The organism is Bradyrhizobium sp. Ai1a-2, assembly GCF_000426245.1.
Classification (GTDB): Bacteria; Pseudomonadota; Alphaproteobacteria; order Rhizobiales; family Xanthobacteraceae; genus Bradyrhizobium.
Map to the genome: position 1 here is coordinate 1 of NZ_AUEZ01000070.1, position 21075 is coordinate 21075.

A 21075-nucleotide genomic window follows, 5' to 3' on the forward strand; every position below is an offset into this window, starting at 1 on the left:
ATCGGTCTGACGGTACTTCATGTAGAGCCTCATCTGGTGATCGGTAATGTGTCGGCCTGGCAAGCGAGTGATTCCTCTTGGCGGAAGAACCACTTGCATAACCAGCCGGCCGCGATCACCAGACGGCGCGATCCCCTGTGGATCGCGCCGTCGCCGGGCTCGTAACTCCGGTCGGGCTACGCCCTCCCTGCGTCACGAGCCCGGCGAAGCTCTCTCATCCTGATTGACGCTACGCTTCCACCCTAATTGCCGCGCGGCACTATGAACTTCGATCATGACGACGAGAGCGCGGCCATAAAGGCCCGTCTACAGCTTTGCGGTGTGCCTTATTGTCCTAGTGTCGTATTTCCTCCTTACCGCCGGCGCGATGGCGAACGATTGCATATGTCCAGAGATGTCAGCCACCGGGCACGGAAATACAAGCTGCTCCGCTTCTGAAGCAACAACAGAGTCACGGTCGATCGCAACGTGCTCTCCGTACGCGAGAGACGATCCGTGACAGATTGCATAGTGCAGTATTTATGGACCGATTTGGCGGCGCGAGTGGAGGTAGCGAAATGGTTGTCGTCAATTTGCCCGGAGGTGGCGTGCAGGAGGTAGGTGAGACCGAACTGCTGTGGCTGAGGAAGGCGTTTGATAGCGAGTGGAAAGGGGCAACCATGCTCCGCTTGATAGGAGACCGCATATATTCGGCTGAGAAGGTCAGTGACTTGGCGGACAAATTTCAAGCTGCCAAAGTACCATTGGCGAATTTCACGACTCCCGATGCAAAGCTAAAACTTGTCGTTAGCGTCAAGCGGGTTCGGCAGGTCTCGGAAAGCGACCCGGAGGTCTACCACGAAGAGGCCAAGTCGATTCTCGAGTTCGGAGCGAGAGCCTTTCTCGCAGTGCGCGAAGCCCCCGAAAAAGCGCGACAGATGCTCAAGGATGCCAAGGCGGCGAACTCCTAGAGACGGACGCCATGGCCAGCTTGTTCGAGGATGTTCACAGCCGTGCGGCGCGGCTGCAACGTGGCCATATCACAAATCATCGGCAGTCGTGCTCGATCGTATCCATTGCGGTTTCGTCATTGCAAATAGTCCGGCAGGGTGAAGCCGTCATAGAATCGGTCCGAGAGGATCGCGTTCTTGAACGTCGGCGACTTGTAAGCCAACACGATGTCCTGCGCCCAGGGGCTGTCGGCGTTGTCACGCTTGACCGCCACGACATTGACGTAAGGCGTCGTCATTTTCTCCAACGCGAAAGCGTTGGTCAGCTTGAGGCCGCTATAGATTGCGAAATTGCCCTGGATCGCGGCGAAGTCGACATCGTCGAGCGCGCGCGGCGCCTGGGCGGACTCCAGCGGCACGATCTTGATGCCGCCAGGGTTCTTGATCACATCCAGTTCGGTGACATCTACCGGCTTGCTGTCCCGGATCTCGACCAGGCCGAGGTCGCGCAGAACCCATAGCGCGCGCTGTAGATTGACTGGGTCGTTCGGCACGGCCACCGTCGAGCCTGCCTTGATGGGCGTATCCAAGGCGTGTTTCTTCGAGTAAAGTCCCATCGGCGGCGTCGGCACATGTACGATTCCGACGAGATCGGTTTTCTGCCGCTCGTTGTAGGAGTTGAGGAACACCGTGTGCTGCATGACGTTAGCGTCGATGTCGCCCTTGAACACGGCATTGTTGGCCTCGAGTCCGGTCGAGAACTCGAAATAGCGAACGGTATAGCCCTTCTTCTTGAGCTCCGGTTCGACGCCAGCTTTGAACTCGTCGATGTACGGGCCGGGAACGAAGCCGACCTTGAGCTCGGCTTTGGCGGGTTGCTGGGCCAATGCATTGCCAGCGATGAAAATGGAAAGAGCAAGGCTGGACAGCAGCAACCAGAATCTCGTCATTTGTCTCTCTACTTATCTCGTTTCGTGCGGGCCTGGCCGTTACGCAATCGCCTGAGGCGCATGGCTGAAGACGCTTGCCGGTCTGTTCAGCCCGTAGTGCTCGCGCAGCATCTTGCCGGTATAGTCGTTACGGAACAGGCCGCGCTTGCGCAGGATCGGAACGACCTCTTCGGCGAAGATATCGAAGCCGCCCGGCAGCCAGGGCGGCATCACGTTGAAGCCGTCGGCTGCGCCGTTCTCGAACCAGGTCTGGATGTTATCTGCGATCCTTCCAGGTGTCCCGGCGATCACCCAATGGCCGCGCGCGCCCGCCAGGCGCTGCACGAGCTGACGGATCGTTGGCTTCTCGCGATCGACGATGTCGACGACGAGCTTGAAACGGCTCGCCACTCCGCGCGCGCTGCCGGCGTCGATCAAGTGGCGTGGGAAGGGCGCGTCAAGATCAAATCCCGAGAGATCAAGCCCGATCATCTGCCGGAGCTGGGTCAGCGAATACTCCGGCTGAATGAGATCGTTGAACTCTTCCTGCAAGCGATCGGCCTCGGCTTGCGTGCTGCCGATGAATGGACTGATGCCCGGGAGAATTTTGATTTGATCGGGGCTGCGGCCGAAGGAGCCAGCTTGCCGCTTGATGTCGGCATAGAACTCCTGGGCGCTGTCGAGTGTCTGATGCGCTGTGAAGATCGCTTCCGCAAAGCGAGCGGCGAAGGACCGTCCGTCGTCGGATGAGCCGGCCTGAACGTAGACCGGGCGGCCCTGCGGAGAACGCGAGATATTCAGCGGACCGCGAACGCGGAGCTGCTTGCTGACATGATCGATCGCGTGGATCTTGCTGGTGTCGGCGAAAACGCCGGAGACAGGATCATTGACGAGAGCATCGTCCTCCCAGCTATCCCAGAGCTTCGTGATCACGTCGAGATACTCGCGCGCCCGCTCGTATCGCTCGTGGTGCGGCGGATGCTCGGGCAGTCCGAAATTCTGCGCAGCCTGCGGCGTGCTTGTCGTGACGATGTTCCAGCCCGCGCGCCCCTGGCTCAAATGATCGAGCGAAGCGAACAGTCGCGCCAGATTATAGGGCTCCGTATAGGTAGTCGACGCGGTTGCGATCAGGCCGATGCGCTTGGTGACCGCGGCGATCGCGGCGAGCCAGGTGATCGGCTCGAACCGAAAGCGCTGTGCGTAGCGGACGTTGTCGGCAAGCGCCGGGCCGTCGGCGAAGAAGATGGCATCGAATTTGTGTGTTTCAGCCCGCTGAGTAAGCTCCTGATAGAAGGAGACGTCGAGGATACGATCCGCCGGGTAGCCCTTGTAGCGCCACGCTGCCTCGTGATGGCCGCCCGGATAGATGAAGAGATTGAGAGCAAGTTGTCGTCGATCACTCATGGTTCACGCGCTCATGCGGATGTTGAGAAAGATGAAAGGAACATCAGATGGTGCGAGCGGCGCCGCCTTTGTGTGCGAATGCGAAGCGCAGATATCGCTCCAGCCGCAGACCTTCAGGCACGCGCTTGCTTTCAAGGAGGTCGGTGAAGGCGAGGCGGACGGCTGTGCGTTCCGCCTCGGAGAAGCCGTCGAGAAAATTGCCGAACGCGCTTGCCTCGGACCATTTGAGCAGGGAGTCCGCGTCTCGGTGGATTTCGACGAGCGATCGCAGCTCGCTTCGATATTCGATGAATCCGGCCTCGCTTAACAGCCGCCTGAGCTCGTCATCACCCACGCCGAGAACTGGATGGGATTCGGCATGGCGGCCGCCGAGCCCGATCTGCTGGATGGCTTTGCGCAGCAAGGCTCGGGATTCGTGCGGCTTTGCCGGATCCTGAACGTTCAGCCCGAGCCTGCCGCCGGGCTTCAGGACGCGGTGAATCTCGTTCAAAGCCAGCGCCTTGTCCTCGATCCAGTGCAGCACGCTATTGAGATAGACTGCGTCGAACGTGTTCTCGTCGAAGCGCGACAGGTCCTCGGCCCGGCCGGTCTCGAAGGTCAGGGCTTCGGTTTGCCGCAGTTGAGCGATCGCGATTCGGTATTCGAGCGGATCGAGGCCGATGACGCGCCCGGTTGGACCCACGACGCCCGCGGCAAATTCCGTCAACCGGCCCGTGCCTGCGCCGATATCGAGCACATGATCTCCCGCTTTCAGTGCAAGCGGGCCGATCAGGAATTTGCCGTGATGAAATTGCAGGATGCCCGCCTGCTCGTAGGCCTGAGCGAGTGCGAGCGTGTCCTGTGCAAGACTAATAGCGCCGCCGAGTTGCGACATTTGATGTTCCCCGATGTCTGCTTTCGCGGTGTGCCGAACGCCGGCGTGCCGCGTGCGGTGTATGCGAGAGACCAGAAGAGTCTATGTCGGAGCTTGCAACAATGTCGATGAAATGAATTTACGTTGTTGCGGAGAGGGTGAGCATGAACGTTATGCGCAATCCCGCTGATGTAGATGAGAGCACAGGACGTGCTGAGGCATTGGAGCGATGCGGCGATCGATCGGACTATGCCAGTCCGTCATCGGCCGCAGCACTTCGTCCAAAATGTTTCAGCGAGGGGATCGTCGACGATGCGATAGTTGTGCGCACTCAAAAACAACGATGATTTCATTTCATTGACTGAGCATCATTCGCTTCTACGATTTGCATGCATCGATATGTCACCTCGGACGTGGATGTAGATCATGCCTCAGCTCGATTTTCGCTTCGGCCTGCCGGTCGGACGTTGCCGCGGAGTAACGCGAATGGAAGCTCAACTGAATTTCCTTCGGTATCGAAATGTGAGCGCAACTATTTCCCGCCTGCTCGCAAGTTTGGAACGTATTTTCGAGCGGCTTGCGATAGCATCTTACGACTATGCATCGAGTTTGCACCGAAGCAGCTTGAGAACGGAACGGTCCCGAGTGATCCCGCCTGCTCGGCGAGGAAGGCCGATGGCGAGCCGCAGAGAGGACTGATCACAAGACAATCAAATGAATGCTCCGCCGTCGCTTCAAGCGATCGGCGAATGGCGGAGCTTTGTCCTGAAACGCGATCGCGGCCCTGGGGACCATGACCATGACTGACACAACTGCCATCGACAACGTCATCCCGCGTGCCGACATCGTCAAGCGTGCCGCCCGCATTAGTGCAGAGATCAGGAACGTCAAGCTCTCGGGCGATCTACCCGACCAGGTGATCGGTGCGATCAACAAGGTGCTGCTCGAGCACAAGGTAATCTTCTTCCGTGATCAGGGTCACCTCGACGACGCTGAGCAGGAGCGCTTTGCGCTGCGGTTCGGAAAGCTCGTGCCGCATCCGACTATCGGCGCGACAAAGGGAAATGCCTCTATTCTCGAACTCGATTCTGCCCGGGGCGGAGGGCGTGCGGACCAGTGGCACACCGATGTCACCTTTGTCGATGCGTATCCGAAAATCTCGATCCTCCGTGGCGTCGTGATCCCGCCGTTCGGCGGCGACACGATTTGGTCCAACACGGCGGCTGCCTATCTCGACCTGCCGGCGCCGTTGCAGCGCCTCGCCGACGAGCTCTGGGCCGTCCACAGCAACGCCTATGACTATGCGGTAAAGCACCGCGCCAGCGAAGCCGACAGGAAGCATTTCGACGAGGTCTTCACCGGCACGGTCTACGAGACGGAACATCCGGTTGTCCGCGTCCATCCCGAGACGGACGAGCGGACGCTCGTGCTCGGCAATTTCGTGCAGCGCTTCGTCGGCGTTCCGAAATACGACAGCCAGAAGCTCTTCGATCTGTTCCAGTCGCATGTCACAGCTCCCGAAAACACAGTGCGCTGGAGCTGGAAGCAGGGCGACGTCGCGATCTGGGATAATCGCGCGACGCAGCACTACGCCGTGAACGACTATGGCGATCAGCACCGCGTTGTCCGCCGTGTCACTCTCGATGGCGACGTGCCGGTCAGCATCGATGGCCGCAAGAGCATCACGCGGATCAAGGCCGCGAAGCCCCAGGCCAACGCCGCCTGACAGCCACGCGCAATCGGAGAACGGTAGATGACGACTTTGTCTCGAACTGGAAAGTGGTCGGCCACGATCTCCCTAAGCCGACTGGCCAAGGCCTCGCGGTGCTTCCTTTGGGGAGCTGCGATGAGTATCGCCTTGTTCAGCCAGGCGATGGCGGATTCACTGCCAGAGCAGACCGAAATCCGCTATCAGGGCTGGGCCGGACAGGTGACCTTTGTGGAGCTTGCCGGCGACCTCGGCTATCTGGCGCCGCTGAAGCTGAAATGGGTCGGCAACACCATCTCTGGGCCGCAGGACATCCAGACCGTCGTCACTGGCGATGTCGACATCGGCGGCGCTTTCTATGGCGCGATCATCAAGCTGATCGCGGCCAAGGCGCCGATCAAAGCCGTGGTCGGTTACTACGGATCCGATGACAACACCTATAACGGCTATTACGTCAAGGAAGATAGCCCAATCAAAACTGCCCGCGATCTGATCGGCAAGAAGGTTGCGGTCAACACGCTGGGGGCGCATCTCGAATTCGTGCTCCGAGAATACCTCGCCCGCAATGGCATCAGCGTCGCTGAGGCCAAGCAGGTTACGCTGGTCGCGGTGCCGCCGGTCACCGGCGAGCAGGCACTGCGCCAGGGGGCGGTCGATGTCACAACGCTCAATGGAATTTTGCGCGACAAGGCGCTGGAGCGCGGCGGCATCCGCAGGCTGTTCGCCGATACCGACCTGTTCGGCAACTTCACCGGTGGCGCCTATGTCCTGCGCGATAAATTCATCAGGGACAATCCCAACACGTCTCGCAAGCTCGTGGAAGGAATTTCGCGCGCCATCGCCTGGGCACAAGCGACGCCGGCGGAAGAGGTGCGCGCCCGGTTCGAGCGGATCATCGCCGATCGCAAGCGGAACGAGGATGCCTCGCCCATCAAATACTGGAAGAGCACCGGCGTTGCCACCAGGGGCGGCGTCATCAGCGACGGCGAAATTCAGATCTGGATCGACTGGCTGGTCAAGGACGGCCTGCTCAAGCCCAACCAACTCAAGGCGGCGGATACCTATACGAACGAGTTCAACTTCTATCGCACCGGCAAGCAGGCGGACGCCAAATGAGCGCGACCAAGATTAGCTTCGAGCAGGTTCGGAAAGAGTTCACTGTCCGGGGCGAGGGCGGAAGCCCTCCGCGCAACTTCACGGCGCTGGAGGATATCACGCTCGACGTTCGCTCCGGGGAGTTCCTCGCGCTGGTCGGGCCGAGCGGCTGCGGCAAGTCCACGCTGCTCGATCTGCTAGGCGGATTGGCGGTTCCGACCAGCGGCCGGATCCTGCTCGACGGCCGGCCGATCATTGGACCCGCGCGCGATCGCGGCATCGTGTTCCAGCAATATGCGCTGTTTCCCTGGCGCACCGCGGCGCAGAACGTTGAGTTCGGCCTCGATATCGCGGGCATGAAATCGAAGGCGCGCCGCGAGCGCGCGCTGCACTATCTCGATCTCGTTGGGCTTGCCTCCTTCGCCGACCGTTATCCGCACGAATTGTCCGGCGGCATGAAGCAGCGCGTCGCGATCGCGCGCAGCCTCGCGTACGATCCCGAAGTGTTGCTGATGGACGAGCCCTTTGCAGCGCTCGATGCCCAGACGCGGGAAACGCTGCAGGGTGAACTCCTGCGCATCTGGCGGACGACCGGGAAGACCGTCGTTTTCATCACCCACGGCATCGACGAGGCCGTCGTGCTGGGCCAACGGGTCGCGGTCATGACGTCGCGTCCTGGACGCATCAAGCAGGTGATCGATGTCCCGGAGGAATTGCACAGCGAGACGGACGACGTGCGGTCGCTTCCTGCATTCGGCCAGATCCGGCATGAGGTCTGGTCGCTGCTACGGGAAGAGGTGCTGAAGGCCCAGCATGGCCAAGCGGCGAGTGAGGCGGATGCGCGCCGTGCAGAGAAGGCCGAAAAGGAGCTCGCCCATGTCTAGCCTCGAAATGCTGTCACTCCTCGAACTGGCGCAAGGACGTCCACTCATCCACGGGCAGGAGCCCGATAGGACCTTCAACAGGTGGGAGGCTTTGCGTCCGGCTATCCGCAGGGTGGTTGGGTTCGGCCAGCGCTCCTTGCTGGTGCTTGCGCTGCTGGCGCTTTGGGAAGCCGTTCCGCGGTTTGGATTGGCCGACCCGGCGTTTCTGCCGCCGTTCTCTGACGTGATTGCCGCAGGCTGGCGGCTTGCTCAAAGCGGTGAGCTCTACGACGATGTCGCGGCGAGCCTGTTGCGCGCGCTGAGCGGCTTCCTGATCTCGGTGGTGCTGATAGTCCCATTGGGGCTTGCGGTCGGCTGGTATGCCCGCCTCGGCGACCTCCTCAATCAGTTCATCGAAGTCTGCCGCAACACGGCGCCGCTCGCACTGCTGCCTGTGTTCATCCTGCTGCTGGGGATCGGCGAGCTGTCGAAGATCACCATGGTGATTTATAGCTGCGCCTGGCCGCTGCTGCTCAACACTATCGCCGCAGTCAGGCAGGTCGACCCGCTGCTGGTCAAATCGGCCCGGACGATGGGCGCGAGCCCTCAGCAGCTCTTCCGCAAGGTCATCCTGCCGGCGGCGCTGCCCACGATTTTTGTTGGAATTCGCCTCGCGAGTGCGTCGGCGATGCTGGTGCTGGTCGCTTCCGAAATGGTTGGTGCAAAGGCGGGCCTCGGCTATCTCATCATCTATAGCCAGTACAGCTTCCTCATCCCGCAGATGTACTTCGGCATTCTCGGGATCACCGTCATCGGCTTGACCTTCAATGCCGTGCTCGAGGCGCTGGAGCGCCGTCTGATGCGGTGGAAGGCGGCGGTCTAGAGCATTTTCGGTTCTGTTTGAATCAGAACCGAAGCTCTAGATTTCTGTTCTGACGCGCTCTCTTCACGCGAACCGGTGTCCACTTCGCTCGAAAGCGCTTTAGCCGGCGCCGGGCTTGTTGCGCGCCGTCGCCTGGGTCACGATGCTGTTCGGCGGCACGCTTTGCGTGAGCCAGACATTGCCGCCGATGGTCGAGCCGCGGCCGATGGTGATCCGTCCGAGAATGGTGGCGCCGGCGTAAATCACGACGTCATCCTCGACGATGGGATGGCGGGCATCGCCCTTGACGAGATTACCTTCGTCGTCAGTGGGGAAATGACGGGCGCCGAGTGTGACGGCCTGGTAGATGCGCACGTTATCGCCGATGATCGCGGTCTCGCCGATCACGACACCGGTCCCGTGATCGATGAAGAAGCCTGATCCAATGCTCGCGCCCGGGTGAATGTCGATTCCGGTTCGGGTATGAGCGATCTCGGCGACCAGGCGCGCCACCAATCGCGCGTCGAGCCGATGCAGGATATGGGCAAGGCGATGGTGAATGATCGCCGTCATGCCGGGATAGCCGATCAGGATCTCCGGAAAATTTCTGGCGGCGGGATCGCCGACAAAGGCGGCACGGAGATCGCTGATGAGGACGCCGCGCACGGCCGGCAGCTCGGATGCGAACTGCCGGGTGAGATCGATTGCATCCCGCCGGCGAAAGCCGCGCAACAGCTCATCGCCGACGAACAGCGCGCCGCGATGAATCTGCTCGCAGAGCTGATCAAGGGCAATGCTCAACGTGTGTCCAACAAAATAGTCGATATTCTCTCCGTCGAGCTCGAAGCGCCCATAGTGGCGCGGAAACAATGCTTCGGTCAGCCTGTTGAGGATGTCTTCCAATGCCGCGCGGGAAGGCGCGCGGCGCGCCTCACCATCGCGGCGGATGCTGTGCGTCTCCTCGCGCGATACCCGTAGCTCAGCAACGATGCGATCGAGCTGCCATCGCTTGAGCGCCGGACCGTCTGCATCAGTTGCGAGGGCGCTGTCGTCCGGCGGGATTTCGGGTTTCATGCATCACCGGGCATGGGCGAGGGGAATCCCGACCTCGGCAAGCAGGTCGAGGCCGCTGTCGGGATCGATCTCGATATATTGACCGTTCCAATAGACGAGACCCGACAGACGCGGCGACAATTCGAAGCTCAACAAACTACCGACGACGATCCCGTGGGAGTGACGTTCAATGATTTCTTCGACCTGGCATTCAATCGTCGCCAACGAATGGCTGAGCAGAGGCACGCCCGATGAGCCGGCAGACCACGCGACGCCCTCGAAGCGCTGGCCGCCCTTCAGTCGGCCGTTGCTGAATCGGCCGGCGACGTCGTGCTGGTCGGATCCCAGGATATTGACGCCGAACACCCGGTAGCGATCGATCAATGGAAAGGAGGATGCTTGCCGATTGATGCTGACAAGGAGGCGGGGAGGAGCGGTGCTGAGCGAGCTCAGCGAGGTCACTGTCATCCCCGTGATGTCACTGCCCCGGCCGGCGGTGATGATGCTCACACCGCCGGCGAGGCGGCGCATGACCGAGCGGAACTGCTGCTCGATTTCGTCAGTTTCATTGACGAGATGGAAGTCCGCCCGGGCCATTTGCTCTCCTCCTCTGGCGTTGCACCCCGTGTTGCTTCAGGCCTCTTCGAGATTGGTTCAGAAAAAGCCTTTGGCCGGCAGCGGGGTGCCGCTGATCACGTGTTGTCCGATTGATCGGGCCTTGTAGGTTGTCGGATTGTGTGACGACAGCGTGCGAGCGTTGCGCCAGTGCCGATCGAAATTGGTCGCCTTCTTGGTGGCGGATGCGCCGCCGACGTCGAACAACAGGCTGCCGGCCCGAATGGCAAAATCATCGGCGACAATCTTGGCCTTGGCTGACAGCAGCGCCGCTCTGTGAGCGACTTCGTTCGCGTCTCGGACGCCGGCGTCGAAAGCGTCGGTCGCTACATCCAGGGCCTCGGCCGCGGCAAGGACCACCGTTTCGGCGGCAAACGCGCCACTTGCGATCTGCCCGATGGTTTGTTGCAGCACCGGATCGTCGGTCGGCGCCTCGCTCGGCGCGTAATAGAAGGTGCGCTTGCGCGAACGGACGAGGGCCGCTGCATCTCGCAGGGCGGCACGAGCGATCCCCGCGACAATAGCAGTCAGAAATAGTTGGGCGAACGTGTTGGAATAGGGTACCCCATATCCGACGTCAGGCGCATCGAACACGATCTCCTCGCGTCTGACCCGCACGTTCCGGAAATGCGTGGTGCCGGTCGCCGTCAACCGCTGTCCCAGGCCATCCCAATCGTCGATCAGTTCGACGCCGTCTCGCTTCACCGGGATGATGGTCGCGCCCGCATTGCCTGATGGATCGGCGGCACGGACCAGGACGTAGTCGGAATAAAGCGTGCCGGTGCTGTAATATTTGGTGCCGTTCAGCAGGTAGTCGTCGCTATCCGGCGTGAAGGTCGTGTTCGGGATGATGTCGCCGACCTGCGGGGTGTCGAGCTCGGTCGTGGCAAGCCCGATGATGGCGCCATCGGCGACTGCCTGCTGCCATTGTCGGCCCTGCTCGTCCCTGGGTTGACGAACCAGCCGCTCGACCACGCTGAAATGGTTGCGCAGGATGTGCGCGACGTTCGCGTCGGCTTCGCCGAGGCGAATGATGACTTCGAACAATTCGCGGATCGTGCTGCCGGCGCCGCCGGCGGAGGTTGGCAGGCGCAATGCACCAAGCTTCGCATCGCGGATCAGATCGATCGCGTCGAACGGCAAGATGCGCTCGCGCTCGCGCTTGCTTTCTCCTTCGGCAATCCGGGCGAACAGGGCATCCAGCTCCGCGGAGCGGAGAGCGATCTGCCCGGACGGGGCGAGGCTAGTAGCGGATGCAGGTTTGTTCATTTTTAGAGTCCGGATGTCATTGCTGGAGGCAGCCGCGATCAGAGCTGAGCGAGATGATCGGTGACCTTAATCGGCTCGGGCAGGACCTTTCGTGCGACAAGCCAGTCCGCGGCGCGTTGCAATTCGGACAGGAACTTTTCATCGTTGACCGGGAAGTAGCGGTACTGTCGGTTCATGGCGATGAACTGGTCGCGGACCTGATCGCTGTATTTGCCGGCTTTCTGCGCGATGTATTCAGCTTCCTTGCTGTTTTCCGAAATCCACTTGCCCTCGGCGCGGAAGGCATCGTTGACCGCGCGGACCAGCGCGGGATTGTCGGTGGAGAATTTGCGGGTGGTCAGGTACGACGTGTAATCGATCTGGAATTCGAGATCGCGGCCTTCGAGGAAAATATCGTGGGCCTTGTATTCGAGCCGCGCGATATCGACGCCCGGGCTCCACATCGACCAGGCGTCGACCTTTCCCGAGGCCAACGCAGGCGCGGCATCGGGCGGATTGAGATAGACGAACTTCACCGCCGATCGGTCGACCTTGTGCTTCTCCAGCGCCGCCACCAGAAGAAATTCACCAAGACCCGAACGGTTGACCGCGACCGATTTGCCGACGAGATCCTCGATCTTGTTGATGCCGGAATCATCCTTGGCGATGATCGCCGTGGTACGCGGCTCGTAGACGACGAATTGGGTGAAGACAAGTGGTGAGCCCGCGATGATCGCGGCGAGCGCCGGCGTTGTGCTGCCGCCAAAGGAGAAGTCGGCGCTGCCGCCAGTGACGGCCTGCAAGGTCGGCGCGTGGTTCGGGAATGGCCCGAGCCATTCCACCTTGATGCCGTCCTTCGCCAATACCTTTTCGAATTCGCCGCGTTCCTTGGCGATCAGGTTGAGGCCGCTGAGCCCCCAGGTCAGGCGGACCAGATCGGTGGAGCGGCCGGTCGCCGACCACGCGGATTCGCCGAGATCGAACCCGGCAAGAGTGCCGATGCCGGCCGCGGCGGTGCCCAGGAAGCTGCGCCGGGATGGATTGCTGGATTGAGAGTGAGACATGGGGACGATCCTTTCGGAAAACCTTATGCGGCGGCATGAGAGACGAGCACGCCGAGCTCGGCGAGCAGCACAGTTCGTTCGATCGAGCCGGAACCGCCGGCCTCGCGATACTCAAAGGCGATCGCGCCATCGCGCATCACCAGGATGCGGTCGGCCAATGCGATGGCTTCGTCGACGTCGTGTGTAACAAGCAAGACGCCGGGTCGATGATTGGCGACGAGCTGGCGGACAAGGTCGTGCATGCGGATACGCGTCAGCGCATCGAGCGCAGCGAACGGCTCATCCAGCAGCAGAAGCTCGGGCTGTTGTACCAGGGCGCGGGCGAGTGCCACCCGCTGAGCCTGCCCGCCCGAAAGGTTACGTGGCCAGTCATCGAGGCGGTCGCCGAGCCCGACCTCGGCAAGCGCGGCCGCGGCGCGTTCGCGCGCGTCAGGCAGTTGAAGGCCGAGGGAGACGTTGCTCCAGAGACTGTCCCATGGCAGCAGACGATGCTCCTGGAACACGACCGCCGGCCGCCTTGGCGCTGCGATGCGTCCACCTTGGATCGGATCGAGGCCGGCCAGCGCTCTGAGCAGCGTGGTCTTGCCGCAGCCGCTTTCGCCCAGCAGCGCGACGAATTCCCCACGCTCGATGCGCAGATTAAGTCGATCGATCACGACGCGGGCGCCATAGGCGCGGCGGAGGTTGCTCACCACCACAGCCGGATTGGTCGCCGAAGAGGCAGGCGGCGCGACATGCGCGGTCATCGTCCGCCTCCATAGTTCGGATGCCAGGCCAGCAGCCGTCGCTCGAGCCAGCGTGCGATCGCGTCCGCGGCGACGCCGATCAGGGCGTAGATCACGATCGTCAGCACGATCACGTCGGTGCGCAAAAATTCTCGCGCGTCCATAGCGAGGAATCCGATGCCGGATTGCGCCCCGATAGTCTCGGCCACGACCAGCGCGAGCCAAGCGGTCGCCAGCGCATAGCGCACGCCGGTGAGGATGGACGGCAGGGCGCCGGGAAGGATAATGCGCCGGATCAGTCCGAGACGGCTGAGCCCCTGGACCCGCCCGAGTTCGATCAGCTTGGGATCGATCTGCCGGATCCCGAGGGTGGTGTTGATATAGATCGGAAACGTCACGCCAAGCGCGACCAGGAAGATCTTCTCGGCTTCACCCACCCCGAGCCAGACGATCACGAGCGGAAGAACCGCGAGGAAGGGAATGGCGCGGATCATCTGGACGCTGCGGTCGATCGCGGCCTTCGCGATGCGCGAGAAACCGACCAGGGTGCCAAGTGCAAAGCCGATGCTGGCTCCGACCACAAAACCGCTTGCCGCCCGCAACAGGCTCACGCCGAGATCGTTCAGAAGGTTATCGGTCGTAGCCAGCTTGACAGCGGTGGCGACGACCTTGGTCGGTGCCGGCAGCACCTGCGGTGAGATCCATCCTGCTCTCGCCAGCAATTCCCAAATGATGACGATTGCCGCCGGCGCGAGCCACGAGATCGCCAGCAGGCTACGCCTTCCTAGCGGAGCGGGTGTGTGCTGGGAGGCTGCCGTCTGCGCCTGATCAAATTTGGTGGCTGCGAGAGTTTGCTCGATATTGCTCAAGGCTGACTCGGGTCCCGTTGCATCGTGTCGCGCGTCATGCAGCACATGAAATGCCGATTCATCATGCTGCGCAGGAAACAGGCACGAGCCATCGCTCGCTGCGCTGCCGCCAACAGCCATATTCGTCACACGCGTAAAACTGTCCCACGAATTTCGGCGAACAGAAATAGAGGGGTTTTTCAATTGTCATTCGTTCCGGAGTTTTCTGATTTCTCCGCGCCCGCCTCGGCGGCAAAGAATATCTTTTGATGCGGGCGTGCTTGAACTTGAAGCACTCGTTGGTCAAAACGAGCGGCGTTCGCGCGATAAGGCACGAGCTCTACGAAGAGAGGCTCCCATGACAGCAACGTCTCCGCGCTTTGGCATCTGGGCGGTGGTGCACGGATCACGTGGTGCATACCAACATCCCGACGAGCCCTATGACGCGTCATGGGAGCGCAATCGTGATCTCGTGCTTGCTGCGGAGGAGCTTGGCTATGACTCGACATTGATCGCGCAGCACACCATCAACCCGCATATCGAGGACTTCGATCAACTCGAGGCCTGGAGTGCTGCGGCCGCAATTGCCGCACTGACGAACCGGATCGAGATCATCGCGGCCATCAAGCCTTATCTCTATCATCCCGTCGTGCTCGCCAAGATGGCGCTCGGGATCGAGAACATCAGCCGTGGCCGCTTTGCGCTTAATCTGGTCAATGCATGGAATCGCCCGGAGCTGGAGAAGGCTGGAATCGGCTTCGCAGAGCATGATGACCGCTACGCTTATGGCCGCGAGTGGATCTCTGTGGTGTCACGCTTGATCCAAGGCGAACGCTTGACCTACAAAGGCAAGCATTTCGATGTGCGCGACTACGCCCTCAGACCAGCGAGCCTTTATCGGAAGCGGCCGACGATCTACGTTGGGGGCGAGTCCGAGCCCGCGCGTGCCTTGGTCGCCGACCATGGCGATGTCTGGTTCATCAACGGCCAGCCGGTAGCCGACGTGGCGAGCTTGATCGCGGATGTTGCGGCGCGCCCGCGGACAGCAGCGCCCCTGCGCTTTGGGCTTTCCGCCTTCGTTGTTGCACGCGAGACGAGCGAGCAGGCTCGGGCCGAGCACGAGCACTTATTGGCGCTCGCGGCAAAAGACGCACCGATGAAGGCAATCCAGCGGCAGAACACCGATCCGAAGGTCGTGATGATGCAGACGATGCAGAAAACGCCACGCGTTGGCACCAATGGCGGCACGGCGGCCGGACTTGTCGGCAGCTACGATGAGGTGGCCGCGCGTATCTCTATCTTTCATGCTGCCGGCATTGAGTTGTTTATGTTGCAGTTCCAGCCATTCGAAGCAGAGATGCGACGTTTTGCCGAGGAGGTGATACCGCGGGTGCGGTCAGCACAGGCCGAGCGGGCTGCGCAGAGCTAACAACCGGCACTTGCCTTCAGGCGGAAGCTCTTTCTTTTCCCGCCTTTGCGAACCGGCTCGGAGGCTTTGCGAGGCCAAAATGGTTGCGCAGGGTTGAGCCGCTATATTCTGTCCGAAACAGGCTGCGCCGTTGCAGGATCGGCACGATCGTATCGATGAACGTTTCGAGGCCCGACGGCAGCACATCGGGCATCAGGTTGAAGCCGTCGGCAGCGCCGGCCCTGAACCAGGCCTCGATGTCATCGGCGATCTGCTCAGGCGTTCCGACGATGATGCGATGCCCGACGCCGCCGCCCAACGCGCGCAGGAGCTGACGAACGGTGAGGTTGCCGCGTCGCGCTAAGTTGACCGTCCCTTGAAACATGGTGTGATTGGCGTTGGCGGGAAGCGGAAGCGGATCGGGCAGCGGCTGGTCAAGCACGAGCAGCGTCGGATCGATCTGCAGAGTGCCGGCAAGCCGTGCAAGGCTGTATTCGATTGGGATGAGTTCCCAAAGCTCATCCTGCCGCCGCTTCGCCTCCGCCTCGGTGCTGCCGATGACCGTCGTGAGGCCGGGCAGAATGACGATGGAATCGCCGGACCGGCCGTAGGCGGTCGCTCGGGCACGCAGGTCGCGCGCATAGGCGACGCCTTCGTCGACCGTCTGGGCGAGCGTGAACACGGCTTCGGCATGGCTCGCGGCAAAGTCGCGGCCGTCGCTCGATCCGCCGGCCTGGACGGTGACAGGCCGTCCCTGAGGCGATCGCGGCACATTCAGCGGGCCGGCAACAGAATAATGCGCACCGCGATGGGCGATCGCATGAACCTTGGTCGTATCCACAAAACGCGCATTGAGCTTGTCGCCGACAAACGCATCGTCCTCCCAGCTATCCCACAGCGCGTGAACGACCTCGGTGAATTCCTTGGCACGCTCATAGCGGGCCTTGTGTTCGAGCGCGCTCGCCAAGCCGAAATTGCGGCTTGACGCAGAATCCGCCGTCGTCACCGCGTTCCAGCCCGAGCGGCCGCCGCTCGTGTGATCAAGCGTCGCGAAGCGGCGGGCGATATTGTAGGGCTCGTTGTAGGTCGTCGACGCGGTTGCGATCAACCCGATATGCTTGGTTGAGGCGGCGACCGCTGCGAGCACGATCGTTGGCTCCATCGACATGAAGGAACGGTACTCGATGCGATCGGTGATCGCCGGGGTGTCCGCGAGGAAGATCGCATCGAGCTTGCCACGCTCGGCAATTTGCGCGACCCGCACATAGTGCCCAATATCGAAGCACGCATAGGGATCGCTGTCCGGCAAGCGCCAAGCGGAAGCGTAGGTGCCGGAGTGGAGGAGATTGACGTTCAGATGAAGTTGACGAGCTGACATGGCGGCCCTTGCGCTGCAGGATGACCTGAACGAGATATCGTGCGGCAGCGGGACAAGAAACAAACGACGAGGTGGTGGAGCGAAAAAGAAAAATTTGGCTCTAATCTCGTGATGGATGCACAGAGTGCTGCTGCGTTCTGCGATCAAAGAAAACGGCATGTATGCAGCGACATGAATCTTCTTTCGCCGCGCGTGCCAAGGAAAGCTTCGTCCACATCCGCGCAAATATCTGAAATTGCCAGAAGCATGGCCTCACGCGATCTTGTGCAATGCGGCCTCGATACTTGTGCCGCGCGACATTGGACTGCGGAGAGTGATCCATGACAGGGCGCGCCGAAAAGCTGTCGGCCACGGCGGGATCTATCGAATCTGATGCGGATGTTCTCGTCCTCGGCGGGGGGCCGGCGGGAACGTGGGCCGCGATCAGCGCGGCGGAGCATGGTGCGCGCGTTGTGCTGGCGGACAAGGGATTTTGCGGCACGTCGGGGGCGACGGCCGCGGCCGGCACCGGCGTCTGGTACATCGATCCCGATCCCGCGCTTCGCGAGGCCGCGATGGCAGGCCGTGAGAAGATGGGCGGCTATCTCCAGGCCCGCCGCTGGATGGCACGCACGCTCGATTGCACCTACGCGCAAAGCAATCGCCTGGCTGAATGGGGTTATCCATATCCCGTCGACGACAGCGGCAAGTCCCAGCGCAACTCGCTGCAGGGCCCGGAATATATGCGCCTGATGCGCAAGCGCACCAAGGCTGCCGGCGTCATCATCCTCGATCATAGTCCGGCGCTGGAGCTTCTGGTTGACGACGGCGGCGCGGTCGCCGGTGCGGCGGGCCTGCGCCGGCAGAAGGACGATCGCTGGGTGGTGCGCGCCAAGGCAGTGGTGATCGCGACCGGCGGCTGCGCGTTTCTCAGCAAGACGTTGGGCTCGAATGTGCTGACCGGCGATGGTTACCTAATGGGGGCTGAAGCCGGCGCCGAGCTGACCAGCATGGAGTTCTCCAATCCCTATGCGATCTCGGCGGCATTCGGCTCGGTGACCAAGACGCTGTTCTATGGATGGGCGACGTTCACCTATGAAGACGGCAGTGTTGTTCCGGGTGCAGCCTCCAAGGGTGGCCGTTCAGCGATTGCTCGTGCGCTGATGCAAGGGCCGGTCTATGCGCGGCTCGACAAGGCCGACGAAGAGGTGCGGCGATCGATGCGGGCGTCGCAGCCGAACTTCTTTCTGCCGTTCGACCGCACGGGCATCGACCCGTTTACCCACCGCTTTCCCGTAACATTGCGCCTCGAGGGCACCGTGCGCGGCACCGGCGGACTGCGCATTGTCGACGACACCTGCGCCACCACCGTGCCCGGGCTTTATGCCGCCGGTGATGCGGCGACACGCGAGCTGGTCTGCGGCGGCTTCACCGGCGGCGGCAGCCACAACGCGGCCTGGGCCATGTCGTCGGGCACCTGGGCAGGGCAGGGCGCGGCGGATTATGCGCGGCTGGCTGGCGCGGCGTCGAACCGGCAAGTGGCGCGCGCCGGCACGGTCGCACTCCGCGAGCGCGCTGACCGGCCGTTCGCGCCGGCGCAACTGGCGCGCGCGGTCCAGGACGAGGTGTTTCCCTATGAGTTGAACTATTTCCGTGAGGCTGGCCGTCTCGAAGGTTCGTTGGAGCGTCTCGACGCACTCTGGGCCGAAGCGTCCAGTGCCGGCGCCGCGACCGAAGCGGACGTGCTGCGCGCCCGCGAGGCCGCCGCGATGCTGGCGACCGCGCGCTGGATGTACCGCAGCGGCCTGGCGCGGAAGGAAAGCCGCGGCATGCATCGCCGCGACGACTTTCCGAATCAGGACGAGCGCTTCCGGCACTACGTCTCGGCCGGCGGCCTGGACGAGGTCTGGACGGCGCCGCGCACCCATGCTGATGGTGCTTACGCGGAGGCGGCGGAATGATCGAGGTCATCGATGCAGAGCGCTGCACGTCCTGCGACATATGCGTGAACGTCTGCCCCACCAACGTCTTCGACAAGACGGATGGCATCCCGATCATCGCGCGCCAGGCCGACTGTCAGACCTGCTTTCTTTGCGAGCTCTACTGCCCGGAAGACGCGTTGTTCGTCTCGCCATTCGCGGACGCATCGCAGAGCGTGGATGTCGTCGCCCTGAAGCAAGGCGCGCTGCTCGGCAGCTATCGTCGCGCGGTCGGCTGGACCGATGACACGCGGGAGCTTCGGGGCGTCGACCGCAGCTATCTTCTGTTTGGGCATTAAGACCGCCTGCGCCGCAGAACAGCCGCACGCCATTGACACTGGATTTGTGAATGAACGTACATCAACCCGTGACGGTTGCCGAACCGATCCCTGCGCTCGCATCGATCGCGCCGGAGCAGGCCGCAGTGGAGGCCATGGTCCGCTTTGAGCAGATTGCAAAGACCTATCCGGCCTATCGCGACAAACCAGGCGTACAAGCACTGCAAGAGATCGATTTCGCGATTCCGCGAGGATCGATCACGGGCGTGATCGGCCGTTCGGGAGCGGGGAAGTCCAGCCTGGTCCGCTTGATCAACGGCCTGGAGAAGCCCTCTGCCGGCCGTGTCGTGGTCGATGGCCGCGATATATCCGCGCTTTCGGGCCGGAAGCTGCGCCTGGCGCAACGCTCGATCGGCATGATCTTCCAGCATTTCAATCTCCTGTCGTCTCGCACGGCGGCGCACAATGTCGCGCTGCCGCTGGAGATAGCAGGTTGGTCGAAGGCAGACATCGCAAGCAGGGTTTCCGAGCTGCTCGAGCTCGTCGGCATTGCGGACAAATACGATCGCTATCCATCCGAGCTGTCCGGCGGCCAGAAGCAGCGCGTCGGCATCGCCCGCGCACTTGCAACGCGACCGAGCGTGCTGCTCTCGGATGAGGCGACCTCGGCGCTTGACCCGCAGACGACGCGCTCGATCCTCGACCTCCTTGCCAACATCAATCGCGAGCTTGGCGTCACCATCGTCCTGATCACCCACGAAATGTCGGTGGTCCGACAACTCGCCAAGGAAGTCGTGGTGATCGACGCCGGCTATATCGTGGAACGCGGACACGTGGCCGATATCTTCACTCACCCGAAGCATCCGATCACGCAAAGCTTCCTGGCGGAAGTCCTCGGTGACCGCGTCCCGGTCTCGCTCGCAAGTCGAATCGAGCCGCAGCCGATACAAGGCGGCCAGGCCGTCATTCGCGTGCAGCTTCGAGGCACAAGCGCTGGCGATACCATCCTGGCCCGATTGGCGCGCGAGCTGGGCATTGACATTGCGCTGTTGTCGGCGCGCGTCGACGAGATAGGTGGACGGCATGTTGGGTCGCTGACGCTCGGTATACCCGGCGACGATGGCCGGACCCGGCAGGTGCTGTCCTGGCTTTCGCAACATCAGTTATTCGCGGAGCGTCTCGGCCATGTCGCGTGATCTCATCAACCTCATCCTCGAGGCCACGGGCGAAAGCCTGTTCATGGTCTCGGTCGCGGCATCCCTGGCCACGTTGCTCGGCCTGCCAATCGGCATATTCCTGGCAACCAGCCGCAAGGGCGAGCTGTTCGCGGCACCTTCCGTGAACACGGTCCTGGGCGTAATCGTCAATGCCACCCGATCGACGCCGTTCATAATCCTCGTAGTTGCCATCATTCCCTTCACCCGCCTGATTGCGGGCACCTCGATCGGATCGGGCGCTGCCATCGTTCCTCTGACCATCGCCGCAACACCGTTCATCGCGCGCCTCGTGGAAGCGGCCATTCGCGAAGTCGACGGTGGGCTGATCGAGACGGCATCCTCATTTGGCGCCAGCCCGCTGCAGATTGTGTTCAAGGTCCTCATTCCCGAAGCGTTGCCGGGCCTGGTGCTGGCGTTGACACTCGCGGTCGTGAGCCTGCTCGGTTATTCCGCAATGGTCGGAGCGGTGGGCGGCGGCGGCCTCGGCGATCTCGGCATCCGCTATGGCTATCAGCGCTTCATGCCGGAAATGATGCTGGCGGTGGTCGTCGTCTTGATCGCGCTGGTGCAGACGGTGCAGACCGCCGGCGATTATCTGGCGCGCCGGGTCAACCGCCGCCTGCGGCATCGGTGAGCCCAT

General features: G+C 62.0%; 20 protein-coding genes. 10 read left to right on the top strand and 10 right to left on the bottom strand.

Annotated elements, in window-relative coordinates; all coding sequences use genetic code 11:
* Positions 1-557 precede the first annotated feature (557 nt).
* Complete coding sequence (locus tag K288_RS0132815; protein ID WP_027583356.1) at positions 558-950, top strand: hypothetical protein; 393 nt, start codon at positions 558-560, stop codon at positions 948-950.
* A 116-nt stretch (positions 951-1066) separates the two neighbouring features.
* On the opposite strand, the gene K288_RS0132820 is transcribed toward K288_RS0132815, so the two are convergent.
* From K288_RS0132820 to K288_RS0132830, 3 genes are read right to left on the bottom strand one after another with little or no spacing between them, the layout of a single operon-like run.
* On the bottom strand, positions 1067-1879 hold the full coding sequence (locus K288_RS0132820; protein ID WP_027583357.1) for a MetQ/NlpA family ABC transporter substrate-binding protein: 813 nt from the start codon (positions 1877-1879) through the stop codon (positions 1067-1069).
* A gap of 39 nt (positions 1880-1918) precedes the next feature.
* The gene (locus K288_RS0132825) at positions 1919-3262 is read right to left on the bottom strand and encodes an LLM class flavin-dependent oxidoreductase (RefSeq protein WP_027583358.1); all 1344 of its coding nucleotides are present in this window, start codon (positions 3260-3262) and stop codon (positions 1919-1921) included.
* Between the two features lie 43 nt (positions 3263-3305).
* A complete protein-coding gene (locus K288_RS0132830; protein WP_027583359.1) occupies positions 3306-4136 on the bottom strand; it encodes a methyltransferase domain-containing protein in 831 nt (276 codons plus the stop codon).
* A 778-nt stretch (positions 4137-4914) separates the two neighbouring features.
* On the opposite strand from K288_RS0132830, the gene K288_RS0132835 reads away from it, so the two are divergent.
* From K288_RS0132835 to K288_RS0132850, 4 genes are all read left to right on the top strand, one after another.
* Entirely contained in the window at positions 4915-5841 is a 927-nt protein-coding gene (locus K288_RS0132835; RefSeq protein WP_027583360.1) for a TauD/TfdA family dioxygenase, read from the top strand.
* 120 nt (positions 5842-5961) lie between these two features.
* Positions 5962-6939: an ABC transporter substrate-binding protein gene (locus K288_RS0132840; protein WP_244443342.1), complete on the top strand. Its 978-nt coding sequence runs from the start codon at positions 5962-5964 to the stop codon at positions 6937-6939.
* Positions 6936-7802, top strand: coding sequence for an ABC transporter ATP-binding protein (locus K288_RS0132845; RefSeq protein ID WP_027583362.1), 867 nt, complete (start codon positions 6936-6938; stop codon positions 7800-7802). The genes K288_RS0132840 and K288_RS0132845 overlap by 4 nt, the downstream gene beginning before the upstream one ends.
* Positions 7795-8664, top strand: coding sequence for an ABC transporter permease (locus K288_RS0132850; protein WP_027583363.1), 870 nt, complete (start codon positions 7795-7797; stop codon positions 8662-8664). Before K288_RS0132845 ends, K288_RS0132850 begins: the two co-directional genes overlap by 8 nt.
* A gap of 99 nt (positions 8665-8763) precedes the next feature.
* Here K288_RS0132850 and epsC read toward each other — a convergent pair whose 3' ends face one another.
* Genes epsC through K288_RS0132880 form a run of 6 tightly spaced genes read right to left on the bottom strand, consistent with a single transcriptional unit; the run spans position 8764 to position 14121 of the window.
* A complete protein-coding gene (gene epsC, locus K288_RS0132855; protein WP_027583364.1) occupies positions 8764-9717 on the bottom strand; it encodes a serine O-acetyltransferase EpsC in 954 nt (317 codons plus the stop codon).
* A gap of 3 nt (positions 9718-9720) precedes the next feature.
* On the bottom strand, positions 9721-10293 hold the full coding sequence (locus tag K288_RS0132860; protein WP_027583365.1) for a flavin reductase family protein: 573 nt from the start codon (positions 10291-10293) through the stop codon (positions 9721-9723).
* 57 nt (positions 10294-10350) lie between these two features.
* Positions 10351-11580 carry an acyl-CoA dehydrogenase family protein gene (locus K288_RS0132865; RefSeq protein ID WP_027583366.1) on the bottom strand — a complete coding sequence of 410 codons (1230 nt, stop codon included), beginning with the start codon at positions 11578-11580 and terminating at the stop codon, positions 10351-10353.
* A gap of 38 nt (positions 11581-11618) precedes the next feature.
* Positions 11619-12623 carry an NrtA/SsuA/CpmA family ABC transporter substrate-binding protein gene (locus K288_RS0132870; protein WP_027583367.1) on the bottom strand — a complete coding sequence of 335 codons (1005 nt, stop codon included), beginning with the start codon at positions 12621-12623 and terminating at the stop codon, positions 11619-11621.
* Between the two features lie 23 nt (positions 12624-12646).
* The gene (locus K288_RS0132875) at positions 12647-13369 is read right to left on the bottom strand and encodes an ABC transporter ATP-binding protein (protein ID WP_027583368.1); all 723 of its coding nucleotides are present in this window, start codon (positions 13367-13369) and stop codon (positions 12647-12649) included.
* Complete coding sequence (locus K288_RS0132880; protein ID WP_244443344.1) at positions 13366-14121, bottom strand: ABC transporter permease subunit; 756 nt, start codon at positions 14119-14121, stop codon at positions 13366-13368. Before K288_RS0132880 ends, K288_RS0132875 begins: the two co-directional genes overlap by 4 nt.
* A gap of 433 nt (positions 14122-14554) precedes the next feature.
* Between K288_RS0132880 and K288_RS0132885 the strand changes: the two genes are divergently transcribed.
* On the top strand, positions 14555-15625 hold the full coding sequence (locus K288_RS0132885; protein ID WP_027583370.1) for an LLM class flavin-dependent oxidoreductase: 1071 nt from the start codon (positions 14555-14557) through the stop codon (positions 15623-15625).
* A 16-nt stretch (positions 15626-15641) separates the two neighbouring features.
* Here the strand turns inward: K288_RS0132885 and K288_RS0132890 are convergent, their stop codons facing one another.
* Positions 15642-16982, bottom strand: a complete 1341-nt coding sequence (locus K288_RS0132890; protein ID WP_027583371.1) for an LLM class flavin-dependent oxidoreductase — start codon at positions 16980-16982, stop codon at positions 15642-15644.
* A 320-nt stretch (positions 16983-17302) separates the two neighbouring features.
* On the opposite strand from K288_RS0132890, the gene K288_RS0132895 reads away from it, so the two are divergent.
* Genes K288_RS0132895 through K288_RS0132910 form a run of 4 tightly spaced genes read left to right on the top strand, consistent with a single transcriptional unit; the run spans position 17303 to position 21069 of the window.
* Positions 17303-18922: an FAD-binding protein gene (locus K288_RS0132895; RefSeq protein WP_051334867.1), complete on the top strand. Its 1620-nt coding sequence runs from the start codon at positions 17303-17305 to the stop codon at positions 18920-18922.
* Positions 18919-19239 (top strand): ferredoxin family protein, encoded by a 321-nt coding sequence (locus tag K288_RS0132900; RefSeq protein ID WP_027583373.1) that lies wholly within the window; start codon positions 18919-18921, stop codon positions 19237-19239. The genes K288_RS0132895 and K288_RS0132900 overlap by 4 nt, the downstream gene beginning before the upstream one ends.
* 50 nt (positions 19240-19289) lie before the next feature.
* The gene (locus K288_RS0132905; RefSeq protein WP_027583374.1) at positions 19290-20414 is read left to right on the top strand and encodes a methionine ABC transporter ATP-binding protein; all 1125 of its coding nucleotides are present in this window, start codon (positions 19290-19292) and stop codon (positions 20412-20414) included.
* Positions 20404-21069: a methionine ABC transporter permease gene (locus K288_RS0132910; protein ID WP_027583375.1), complete on the top strand. Its 666-nt coding sequence runs from the start codon at positions 20404-20406 to the stop codon at positions 21067-21069. The genes K288_RS0132905 and K288_RS0132910 overlap by 11 nt, the downstream gene beginning before the upstream one ends.
* Positions 21070-21075 lie beyond the last annotated feature (6 nt).